General features: G+C 56.4%; 7 protein-coding genes. 5 read left to right on the forward strand and 2 right to left on the reverse strand.

Going from position 1 to position 11930, the window contains the following annotated elements; all coding sequences use genetic code 11:
• Positions 1-36: 36 nt before the first annotated feature.
• Positions 37-2136 (reverse strand): tetratricopeptide repeat protein, encoded by a 2100-nt coding sequence (locus SV7mr_RS10960; RefSeq protein WP_145271912.1) that lies wholly within the window; start codon positions 2134-2136, stop codon positions 37-39.
• Positions 2137-2622: 486 nt separating this feature from the next.
• Between SV7mr_RS10960 and SV7mr_RS10965 the strand changes: the two genes are divergently transcribed.
• A complete protein-coding gene (locus SV7mr_RS10965; RefSeq protein WP_145271914.1) occupies positions 2623-4701 on the forward strand; it encodes a S26 family signal peptidase in 2079 nt (692 codons plus the stop codon).
• Positions 4702-4828: 127 nt separating this feature from the next.
• A complete protein-coding gene (gene lptB, locus SV7mr_RS10970; protein ID WP_145278323.1) occupies positions 4829-5698 on the forward strand; it encodes an LPS export ABC transporter ATP-binding protein in 870 nt (289 codons plus the stop codon).
• A 108-nt stretch (positions 5699-5806) separates the two neighbouring features.
• On the opposite strand, the gene bioD is transcribed toward lptB, so the two are convergent.
• Positions 5807-6520, reverse strand: a complete 714-nt coding sequence (gene bioD / locus SV7mr_RS10975; protein ID WP_419188391.1) for a dethiobiotin synthase — start codon at positions 6518-6520, stop codon at positions 5807-5809.
• Positions 6521-6793: 273 nt separating this feature from the next.
• Between bioD and SV7mr_RS10980 the strand changes: the two genes are divergently transcribed.
• The 3 genes from SV7mr_RS10980 (at position 6794) to SV7mr_RS10995 (ending at position 11840) form a co-directional block, all read left to right on the forward strand.
• On the forward strand, positions 6794-7672 hold the full coding sequence (locus SV7mr_RS10980; protein ID WP_145271919.1) for a carbon-nitrogen hydrolase: 879 nt from the start codon (positions 6794-6796) through the stop codon (positions 7670-7672).
• Between the two features lie 736 nt (positions 7673-8408).
• Positions 8409-9692: a group II intron reverse transcriptase/maturase gene (gene ltrA / locus SV7mr_RS10990; protein ID WP_419187725.1), complete on the forward strand. Its 1284-nt coding sequence runs from the start codon at positions 8409-8411 to the stop codon at positions 9690-9692.
• 132 nt (positions 9693-9824) lie between these two features.
• Complete coding sequence (locus SV7mr_RS10995; RefSeq protein WP_145271921.1) at positions 9825-11840, forward strand: sialate O-acetylesterase; 2016 nt, start codon at positions 9825-9827, stop codon at positions 11838-11840.
• The last annotated feature ends 90 nt before the right edge of the window (positions 11841-11930 follow it).

Raw genomic sequence — 11930 nt, forward strand, 5'->3', positions numbered from 1 at the left:
GCAGGTTGTCACTGGCAAGTGGAAAAGGAGCCCATCCTACGACGCGGTGCCGGCAGATTGTTTTGCTTTTGCGTCTTGAAACTCTTTGAGTTGCCGGTTCAGCGAGGGATCGTGCGGTGAATTCTCAAGGGCTCGCTTTTGAGTCTTGATCGCGTTGTCCAGGTCGCCCAAAGCAAAGTAGCATCGAGCACAGGTGTCCTGTCTAGCGCCGATCTGATCACGTTCACCACGTGGAGCAAGTTCGATTGACTTGAGACTGCGTTCGAGAGCCAGTTGGTAATTGCCTGTGGTGTTGCAAACCAGCCAGGCGTAGTCATTGAAGTATTGGGCCAGCAAGTCGCGATAGAAGTTTCGATTCGCTGCGATCTGCGCCTCGGCGGAACGGATCTTCGAGTCATACGATTTGATGAAGCTGGCGATTCGTGATTGGACGTAACTGGTGTACCCATTGTCCGAACCATCGTCCAGTCGATAGAGCTTGATCAGGATGTTAATGTCCGTGCTTCTCTTATCGAAAGCGGTCCTCAGGAGAGTTTTGGCTTCTTTGACCATTTGCGGGTCGTCTTGTCCCTTTTGCAGCAAGGCGTAGGCTTTCTCACGAGCAACAATGCTTTGGAAGTAGGAGGCTTTGACGAGCTTGCTAAGTTCCTGGTGTTTTTCGTGGTCTTTGCTTAATCGTTCCTCTGCATCCTTGAGCACATCGACTGCTTCCTGATGCCGTTGGTGTTGCGAATAGAATTCAGCGAGGTCGAAGGTGCCAATCAAGCCGTACTTGGTTTCGCTGCCGCCATGGTCAACGATCAGTTTGTACTCTGCCTCGGCCCAGTCAAACATGCCGCGACTTTCCAGCAACTTTGCTGTGAATCCATGCGTTTTGGCGAGATTGTCCAGCACTTGAGAGCTTGCGACTCCCGTTTCGTCATCCTTCTTTTCGGGGAAGGGAGACAACTTGCGAGCGGCCGAAGCGAGTGATTCGGCTTTGGCCTGCTGGCCTTGTTCCGCCAGTGCTTGGCCAGCGGAATAGAGCAGTTCTGCGTTCTTAGAGAACGTGAGTGGGTGCATCTGATACAGTTCGCTGACAACCGCACCCAGCCCGTTGTACAGCGCCCAATCGCAATGGTCTGCAAGGTCTTTGCTGGTCGGTGTGACCAAATCCAAATTGCTGACCGCCAGATCGGTCGCCGCCTGCACGCTGCCCTCGCGAGCCGCTCGCCCGGCAATGGTGCGAACCAATTCGGTGACAGAGGCCGCAGTGACCGCGGAATCCAGCCCTTTATTCAGTCGCCTCCGCTCGTTCTGGATCAGTCGTTCCCAGGGGGCAACGGTAAATTTGGCTTGCTGTAGATCGTTGGCGTAGGCGAGCAACCAAGTGGAGGTCAGTGAGCGGTCGTCCTTGAGCGTGGTTTGAATTTCCTTGGCCAGCGCAAGTCGCCGCTCGGGAGTCCCTTCGATGGGCTGTTTGATAATCAGCATCGCGGCGCGCTGGCGATTCTTTTGGGAGGGTTCAAAGCGAGCCAATCGAGCCAACGCGCTCAGCCCGTTGCGATCCGGAAGGCCAGCCAGAAGTTCGATGCGTGAGACGCGTTCTGCGGACGTGAGACTGCCGTAATCAGAGAGCAGTTCAACCACGGGGCGAGGATCCGATGCCAGTGCCCAACGTGTGAAACTGGCCACCAGGTATTCAGCGGCAATGATGACTTCGGTGTTGTCGCTTTCTTGTTGGGCTCTCTGCAGGGCGTCAAAGGCCTCTAGCCCCAGCAGTCGCAAGCGTTGCTTGGCACGGCGTCGCGCATGGTAGCTGGGGCTTCCCAGATCTTCGATCAGTTCACTGACCGAGCGCTCGGCCGGCTTCCCCATCACTTGAACGGACTTGGACGGATCCAGACGCGATGGTGGAGATTTCTGGGCTGGCGTGCTGTTCTGGGCTGGCGTGCTATTCAGGGCAGGGCTTTCCTGGGCTGAAACCGCAGGCATCGACAGGGCGAGTCCAGTCAGCGCCACTCGCATGCTTCGCCAACGGCCTCGCGGACACCAGGCCGCCGCGATCCCCGGCAGCCGGTGAAACGCTGTGGAAAGCGACAAGGGCTGTTGATCCCCGGTACAAGTTGGGGGCGTTGAGGGCGTTGAACTCAGCATTTCACAGATTTCGCAGAGGTGTGGTGAACGTGAACGCGGGAGAAAAAAAATCGCAGGTCACATCCATTTTATCGATTTGAATCAGCAAACTCTGCCTCAATCCCGCTTTTTTCTCGATCGGAGACAAGATTTACCAGGCTGAATCGAAGTTACATCGCGACGCAGAAGTCGCTACCATGTGCTTCGATTTAACAGTGAAATCACAACTTTGAAGTATGAATCAAAACACCCGATTTAGCTAGCGGCCAGTTGGTGAAGCGGTGCTGCTGCGGGACGTTGAATGCTGAGCGGTGAGCGTTTGCCCTCAGGGTTGTTCCGTTGGCATCACGCCTCCATCGCGACGTTTTGTCAGGAGATCAGGCAAGCAGACCGGTGCCGTTGGCACGCTTATTTCGGGTTCTGGTCAGTGAGCCCCGGGAGCCTGCCCGTTTTGAAGTACCATTGAAATGCCGTCTGCTTTACGGATCCGTTTTTTTAAGATCATTTATGGCTAAGAATCAGCGACCAGGAAAACGCCAGCCAACGCGCCGCACACCCGCCAAGAAGGCGACCACCGATGCTCAATCGGCGGCCTCCTCAGCGGTACCAGAGGGCACGGCCAGCGCCAACGCGACGTCTGGCGAAGATGTCAAACACTCTGCGGCCAAGACGTCACCACCCAGCAAATCCAAGCCGATCGAATCCAAAGAGAAGCAGTTCGCTGATTCGATTCGCGTTGCCGGACAGCGAGAGACGGTTGAGGCGATCGTTGTTGCTTTCATTCTGGCAATGTTTGTTCGATTGTTCGTGTTCGAGGTGTTTGTGATTCCCACCGGTTCGATGGCGCCGGCGTTGATGGGGGCTCATAAGGATATCTGGTGCCAGGAATGCGGCCAGCGGTTCCAGATCGGTGCCAGCATCGAAGAGCAGGCCATGTCGGTGGTCGTCGGTGGTGACTGTCCCAATTGCCGATATCCAAACAGTCTGGATTTGGCGAACGAAAGCGGTGACAAAACCTTTAGCGGTGATCGCATTTTGGTCAGCAAGTTTGCTTACGCCATGCACGACCCTGATCGTTGGGATGTGGTGGTCTTTAAAACGCCAACCAATCCCAAGCGGAATTTCATCAAACGCCTGGTGGGATTGCCGAACGAGATCCTGGAGATTTACCACGGCGATCTTTATTCGCGGCCCTTGGATGGTTCCAAAGACGCGATGATTCTTCGCAAGCCAGAAGATAAGCTGATGGCGATGCGGCATCTGGTTTACGACTCGGCGTTTCAGCCCCAGGCGTTCGTCGGAACCGAGCTGCCCACGCGGATGCAGGCTTGGCAACCGGGATTGGAAACTCCGCCAACTGGATCGTGGCAGATCGAACGCACAGCGGAGGGTCTGAAGGCCCAGCTGGATAGCACTCAGTCGCCACAGCAGCGTCACTGGATGCGGTATTACCACGATTTCCCAACCAGCGACCAGTGGGCAGCGGCCAAAGGCAGCAAGCCCATTCCAGATGCGCGTCCTTTTGATGGACGTGCGATCACTGATTTCTACGCCTACAATTCGTTCTACAACGTTCGCCAGAAAACCGTCTATGCCGGACAGCCCAAGCGAGGCTTGTTTTCTGGCGGTCGCGACTTTGCAGAAGACTATGTCTCTGGCGGTCCGCTCCAGCAGTTCAATGGATTTAACTTTGATGCCGATGATGAAGCTCGTGCTCACAGCGGACGCCACTGGGTTGGCGACCTAATGGTTGAGGCCGAACTTTCCACCGGACCCGGCAGCGAAGAAGTTGTCGTCGAGCTTGTCGAAGCAGGCGTGTTGCACCAGTGCGTGATCGATCTAAAAACCGGTCAAGCGACCTTGCAGTTGTTGCTGGAGGGTCAGCGATTAAGTGCCTTTGATGGGCCGGAGGGTGCCACCGTCGATCAAGTCACCGCGTCGACCGGTCTGCGTGCAGGTGATTCGTTTTCGGTCCGTCTGAGCAACTTTGATAATCAGCTCTTGCTGTGGATCGATGGCAGCCAGATTTCGTGTGATGGACCGACGACCTATCAGGGTGACAAGGTGAGAACGGGGGCGGAAAGTTACCCGCGTTTTGAAAACAATGGCAATCCGCTTGATGCGGCTCCCGTGGCTTTGGCGGTGCGAGGCGGGAAAGCATCGGTCAATCATGTGGTGCTCCATCGCGACAAGTACTACATCAGCTCCAAAGAGGCTGGCCCCGAAATCATTGATTACCCCTTTGACGGCCTGCATCAGTTTTTGCGAGTCTATGAGAACCCTTCGCTGTGGTTGGAGACGAACTTTTGGAGTCTGCGGCGGCGAACGGAATTCCCGCTTGCCGACGATCAGTTTTTCACGATGGGCGACAACAGCCCGCAAAGTGCCGACGCTCGCTGCTGGGGCAGAGGTCGCTTCGGGCCGCGTCTGCCCGAACGCTATCATGATGACGCTTACAGCTACAGCGATGCGACGTACGTTCCTCGTGAGTTGATGATTGGGAAGGCGTTATTTGTCTTCTGGCCGCACCCGTGGTCTGGTACAATCCCGATGCCGAACTTTGGACGTTTTCGTCTGATCGAGTGATGCGTTGGCTTTGGCACCGCATGGCGTAACAGGGCATCGGTCACCAAGGCAGCACGGCACGTGTCGCCTTGCCCGGATCCTTCACATGACTTTATCCAGTCGTTCCTCCACTGTGGGAAACACCGAAATGGACTTCGATTCACTGGAATCTACAACGGACTCCACCAGCAATCCCTACGCGCCAATTCTGGAGGCGACGGATCTGAAAAAGACATACGGCCGTCGCACTGTGGTCGATGGCGTGAACCTGCGTGTTGGCAAATCCGAGATCGTTGGATTGTTAGGTCCCAACGGTGCGGGCAAGTCGACGAGTTTTCGCATGATCTGCGGCATGGTACGTCCGGATCGCGGTCGTGTGTGCCTGGGCGGTCAGGATGTGACCGATTGGCCGATGTTTCAGCGAGCGCGTGATGGGCACATGGGCTATTTGCCTCAGGAGCCCAGTGTCTTTAAAAAGCTCTCGGTCGAAGACAACATTAGTGCGATGCTGGAGTTGCTGGGCTATAACCGCGTGCAGCGGAAAGAGCGAACCGACCAGTTGCTGGAAGAGTTCAAGATCACACACATCCGGAAAAACAAAGCCGCTGGTCTGAGCGGTGGCGAACGACGTCGATTGGAAATCGCTCGTTGCTTGGTGTCGGATCCCAAGATCGTGATGTTGGACGAGCCCTTTGCGGGGATTGACCCTGTCACCGTTCAACAGATTCGTGGTGTGATTCAACAGTTGCGTGACAGTGGCATCAGCGTCCTGATCACCGATCACGCTGCGATGGATATCTTAGGCACCGTCGATCGTTGCTATGTGATCTATCAAGGACAGGTCTTGATCGACGGCACGCCCGACGAGGTCATTCAGGACCCTCAGGTTAGGCAAGAGTACCTGGGCGAGATTCAAGCCATGTCTGTCGGCGGAGGCAGTGCACCCGCGCCAAAATCATTTGATTTAGAAGCCAAGCCCAAAAGACGACGCACCCGAATGACCCGCCGTAGCGCTTAAGCACGCCTCGCGCCGTGACGCCCTGTAGGGTGCCGTGCTTGCACGCAGCAAAAAACGAATTGCTTGCACGCACCATCTGTCGCGCGCTCCCAATCCTCAACCAAACGCTTACAGCGCGTGAATCGCTGATCCGGGCAAATCGCCTCCATAGCCTAACTCCAACACGTTGGCTTGATGGTGGCCTTGCTTGGCCATCCAATCTTGCAACTGCGTTAGGTTACTCTGCCGGGCGAGTGCTCCGTGGGGCGTGGTGTTTGACAGCACCACCGTTTGCACTGGCAATTCGTTTTGCTTGGCCACCAACAGTGTAGACAGCACGTCGTGAATCACTCCCAAGCGGTTTTCTGAGACCAGCACGATCGATCTGGCGCTAACGTGTTGCTGCATTTCCGTTTCCAGGTTGCGAAAGAAGTCCAGGTTCAGCCAGCGGTCGGAGATCGGGCTCATCAGTCCGCCTGCACCTTCGATGATCAGGCAATCGCAGTGTCCAATCCAGCGTTTGGCACCATCAACCAGCGTGGCTTCATTGACCGACGAGCCTTCTTGTCGAGCCGCTAGATCGGGCGCCAGCGGTGCCAGGAACCGTTGAGGGCAAACCCAGTCGATGTCCTTGGGGTTGCCGGCCGCTTGCCACAGCTCTGTGGCGTCGGTGGCAAGACGTTGCGTGTGTCCTTGCTGGTCCGTTTCCTCAGCGCAACCGCTGGCCACGGGCTTGTAAACGCCAACGCGGTGACCGTTGCCGCGGCATTGCGTGGCGATCTGGGCGGCAACGTAGGTTTTACCCGCGTCCGTGCCGGTGCCGGTGACGAGAATTAACTCCATGGTCATCCTATAACCTGTGTTGGCGGTACGGAATCAGCTCCGACGAATTGAATTTCCATGTCAGGCCTCTCGTCATGGGCAGATTTCTCTGGACAATGGAGGAATCAGAATCGCCGTCCTTTCAGAGTCCCTGCACGGGCGGGAAATTGGCTCAGCGGCCCCGAGGATTCTGGTCGTGTGCGTTGGCTGGTGGCTCTGTTGTTTTTGACAGGGCGGTGATTCGTCCCTCGCAGTCTACGCATCCCCGGTCATTTTTCAACTGAGGAAAACCCGATGCCTGCCAATCCTGGAGTCGTCACTGTTGCTGCCTTGCAGATGCCATTTGCCGGTTCACGTGACGCAACGCTGGACGTCGCCGAGCAGATGATCCGCCAGTGTGTCAGTGAACAGCATGCGCAGGTGATCTGTCTGCAAGAGCTGGTGGGAATGCCTTACCCCTGCCAAGCGGAAGATCATGTAAATTTCCAGTATGCTGAACCGGTCGACGGTGTCACGGTCCAGCGCATGCAGGCTGTTGCGGCGGAGTTGGCTGCCGTGATCGTTGTGCCGATCTTCGAGAAGCGCGCTGCAGGGGTGTATCACAATACAGCCGTGGTCGTTGACGCAGATGGCTCGATTGCAGGGATCTATCGCAAGATGCATCTCCCGGACGATCCGCTGTACTACGAAAAGTTTTACTTCACCCCGGGAGACCTGGGGTTTCGGCCCATCCAAACCCGTTACGCCAAGCTTGGTGTCTTGATTTGCTGGGATCAGTGGTTCCCCGAGGCGGCGCGGTTGATGGCGTTGGCCGGGGCCGAGATCTTGCTTTACCCGACCGCGATTGGTTGGATTCAAAGCGAGCGTGATGAGTTTGGCGACGACCAGTTTTCAGCTTGGCAGACATCGATGCGGGCTCACGCGGTTGCCAACGGTTTGTTCGTCGTCGCTGCGAATCGAATTGGCCAGCAAGGGGACGTCGATTTTTGGGGCGGTTCCTTTATCGCTGATCCCAATGGCCGAGTGATTCAACAAGCCAATCATGACGACCCGGCGACATTGGTCGCCGATTGCCAGTTAGAGCAGATTGATGTCGTGCGGACTCATTGGCCATTTCTAAGAGACCGCCGCATCGACGCGTATCAGGGCCTGACCCAACGCCTCATCGATTAGCCGCCAAGTAGACTGCACTCTCCCGCTCGACGGGAGAGTTGAGCCTAAGCGAGGTGAGAGTGAAGCGGTTGGCAACGCCAACCAGCCGTAACAGAACCCTCGACCATTCGTTGACTGCACTCTCCCGCTTGCGGGAGAGTCGAGCGTTAGCGAGGTGAGGGGAGTGCCGGGATAAAACCGGATTGAGATAGGGAATGAAAGTGTCCTACGTAGAAAGTCTAGCCAACTGCTATGGCCTCCATCGGAGGTGCAGAGAGGGTAACCGATCTGTGCTGAGCGTCCGACAAGGGGGGAAACGCAGGCCAGCTATTGAGCTCCGAAATCTGAACTTCCGTGTGCCGACCTGGTCCCTCTATGGGGAAGGCAACACCGATGGGTTCGTCATTAGGCGAGAACCCATCGGACACGGCGGAGTCACGAGAACCTGCGCATGCGTGGAAATCTCAATCGCGAGAACCGGGAGATCCGATCGGCCACTGGCAAGTATCCAGTGCGGGCAGCGAACCGTCCAGCGGGAAAGGCTGCCATGAACGCTGATCGGAAGTCGGATGAGTCCATAGTACTGCCGACACAGGCGAACAACGCCGGAACTGAACCGGCCGCGGAGTCTGTCGAGGAAAGGGACTCAGCCAAGATGAGCACCTCGCAGCACGATCGACCCCGAACTTCGAGTCGGACCAAGCGTCGTTCTCGCGGGCTGCTGGGTGTGCGCGAAACAGCGCGGGACTGTCCTGCGTTGAAGTTCGAGAACCTGTTGCATCACATCAACGTTCCCCTGCTGCACGAGGCCTTCGATGATTTGAAGAAATCTGCCGCAGCGGGCATCGACGAGGTGACTTGGCAGCAGTACGAGCAAGACCGAGAAGCCTCGATTGAGGCTCTACACGGTCGTATTCACCGGGGTGCCTACCGAGCGAAGCCCTCCAAGAGAATCTACATTCCCAAAGCCGATGGCCGGCAACGTCCGATCGGCATCACGGCCCTGGAGGACAAGATTGTCCAAAAGGCAACCGGGTGGGTCATGCAGTGCATCTACGAACAGGATTTTCTCGGATTCAGTTATGGTGGCCGTCCTGGTCGCGGCGCTCACGATGCACTCGATGCGTTGTGTGTCGGCGTGAGCAGCAAAAAGGTGAACTGGATTCTGGACGCCGATGTGAAAGGCTTCTTTGACAACGTGGACCACCAATGGCTCATGAAGTTCATCGAGCATCGCATTAGCGACAAACGGAGTCTCCGTCTGATCGGAAAATGGCTTCGAGCCGGTGTCAGCGAAGACGGTGAGTGGTCCAAGACGACGGTGGGGACTCCGCAAGGAGCGGTGATCTCGCCGCTGCTTGCGAACATCTATCTTCACTATGTGTTGGACTTGTGGATTGACCACTGGCGAAGACAGCGCGGCCGCAAGGACGTCGTTGTGGTTCGGTACGTCGACGATTTTGTGATTGGGTTTGAGAGCAAAGCTGATGCTGAAATGTGCCTGGAAGCACTCCGGGAACGTTTCGGGAAGTTCGGCCTTGAGCTTCATCCCGAAAAGACTCGCTTGCTCGAGTTTGGTCGTTATGCGATCGAGCGTCGATCTGAGCGAGGAGACGGTCGACCGGAGACGTTCGATTTTCTCGGTTTCACGCACCGCTGTGATACCAGCCCAAAGACGGGATGGTTCATGATTCGCCGCGAGACGATCGCGAGCCGGATGGCTCGTACCCTCTCGGCAATCAAGGCGGAGCTTCGTCGTCGGCGACACCAGTCAGTCGGCCAACAAGGTCGGTGGCTGGGTAGTGTGGTCCGCGGCTGGCTGGCCTACTATGCCGTCCCAGGCAATGTGAGCCGCCTACGTCGATTTCGAGACGAGGTTAGCCGACTATGGTTGCGTACGCTTTGTCGTCGCAGCCAACGGCATCGCTGGCCTTGGCCTCGCATGAAACGGTTGCTGCTGACCTACCTCCCTCACGCCAAGGTACGCCACCCGTATCCAGATCAACGATTTCGCGCCCGAATCAAGGCAGGAGCCGTATGAGACAACACTCAAGTACGGATCTGTGCGGGGGGCGGCCGGAAACGGCCGTTCCTACCGTGACTGAAGTGGTTGGCAACGCCAACCGCCTGCGTTTACCAGACGTCGGAATGATCCAGACGCCATGAACACACCGTGGCTAACTCCAAAACGCCTGAACTGCTGGCTGGACCGGTCGCGTTTCAAACACGCGATTTCATGGTTCGGTTACAATACGCATCCTTTCCCGCCTCACGTCGCTCACCCGAGACTTTTTTGATGAAACGTTTGTTGTTGCTGCCCGGCCTGCTGGCTGTGCTCCTGTCTGGTTTGATCTCATCTGGTCCGGCCAGTGCGCAAAAGATGCCGCGCGAAGACGTGGTCGAATTCCCTGCCGTCGGCGATGGCCTCTGCTTTAGTAACGTCTTCCAAAGCAACATGGTGCTCCAGCGCGACAAGCCGATCAAGCTTTGGGGGTGGGCTGAACCCGGAGAACACGTCACGGCCACGTTTCATGGCCAATCCGCTCACGCGAATGTTGCCAAGGATCGCAAATGGACACTGACGCTGCCCGCGATGCCAGCGAACGATCAGCCAGCAACGGTTTCGCTGACCAGTGGCGAAACAAAGGTGACGCTGGAGAATGTTCTTGTCGGCGACGTTTGGATTCTTGGCGGTCAGAGCAACATGGAGTTCGAACTGGCCAAGGTTGAAAATGGCAATCTGGAAATCGTCTCTGCGAATTTTCCGAACATGCGAATCCTGACCGTTCCTCATGCAATGGGCCCTGACGCGAAGCAGAGCTTTCCTCGCATGCACCAGTGGAGCGGTTGGTTCGGACGACACTTCCGTAAAGGGGACTGGGACGAGTGCACGCCGGAAATCGCACGCGATTTGTCGGCGATCGGCTATGTCTTCGCCCGTCGGATTCACATGGCCAGCCAGGTTCCCATCGGTGTGATTGATGTTTCGCGTGGTGGCACGACCGTTGAAACTTGGACACCTCTGGACGTGCTGCGGAAACTGGACAGTGAGACAACGAAGGCCAAGCTAGCGGACTTTGATCAGCAGGTTGCTCAGTGGGATGCCGAGGCTGACCGGAAACAACGTATCGAGCAACACGCCAAGTGGACCGAGACACAAATCAAACAAGGCAAGGAAATCCCGGCGGATCGCAAAGCACCGCCCAGTGATCGACGCCCCGGTCCGATCGGTAACCATAACTTTCCCGGTCACTGCTATGCAGGCATGATCGCTCCACTGGAGGGACTGGAAGTCAAGGGAGTGATCTTTCATCAAGGTTACAACAATGCCTTCGATGGTTCGCTGGGAGCAGAGATGTACGCTGATCTTTTTCCAGTGATGATCAAAGCTTGGCGAACCGCGTTCAATGATGAACAGCTTCCTTTCGGAATCTTGTCCCTGTGCACAGATGGTTATCCTCAGACGGAAGAAGACTACTGCGAAAAGATGTTCAACGCGGGCATCGACATTCGCGCCGCGCAGTATCAAACCTTTCTGGATCTCTACAATGCCGGTGATGAAGCGATTGGCTTTACCAGCACCTACGACCTTCGTCGCCGCTGGTACCATCCCCAGTTGAAAGTACCGGCTGGCGAGCGGATTGCTCGCTGGGCCCTGGCCACGCAGTATGGATTCGATCGCCAAGTCCAGTGGAAACCCCCGATGCTCGTTGAAACGAATCCTCAGGACGGTTCGCTGATTGTAAGCTTCGATACTGACGTCGGCGACGCGGAAGATGGAGCCATCAAGGGGTTTGCGATCGCGGGTGAAGATCGCAAGTTTCATCCCGCAGACGTGGCTTATGCCGAAAAAGGCGTCGATGGTCGCGGCCGTGTACAATTCGATCGCAAGAAACTGGTGCTCAGCAGTCTGATGGTGGAAAAACCGATTCACTTTCGATATGCCTGGGGCCGAAATCCACTGGCGAACCTGCAAGCGACTGGGAACAAAGACCTGCCAGTTGCCACGCAGCGTAGCGATGACTGGCCGATGGAAATGGTTCCGCTTGGAGTGCTGGATGATCAGGCTGGTCAGATTGAGCGTCCGATTTCCCGAGGCGATCGCGGCAAGATCTTGCAAGCCTTGCGAAAGCAAGATGACGAGCGACGAATGGCGAAGGCCAAAGCGATCCTGGACTCCGCGCCTTAACCGGCCGCGTTTAAGCAGCGCGATGGGCGGTTAAAAAACGTTGATGCCTGGCCGTTGTCGTTGGAGTGACTTCAACGGTTTGACTCAACC

Source organism: Stieleria bergensis (assembly GCA_007745635.1).
GTDB lineage: Bacteria > Planctomycetota > Planctomycetia > Pirellulales > Pirellulaceae > Stieleria > Stieleria bergensis.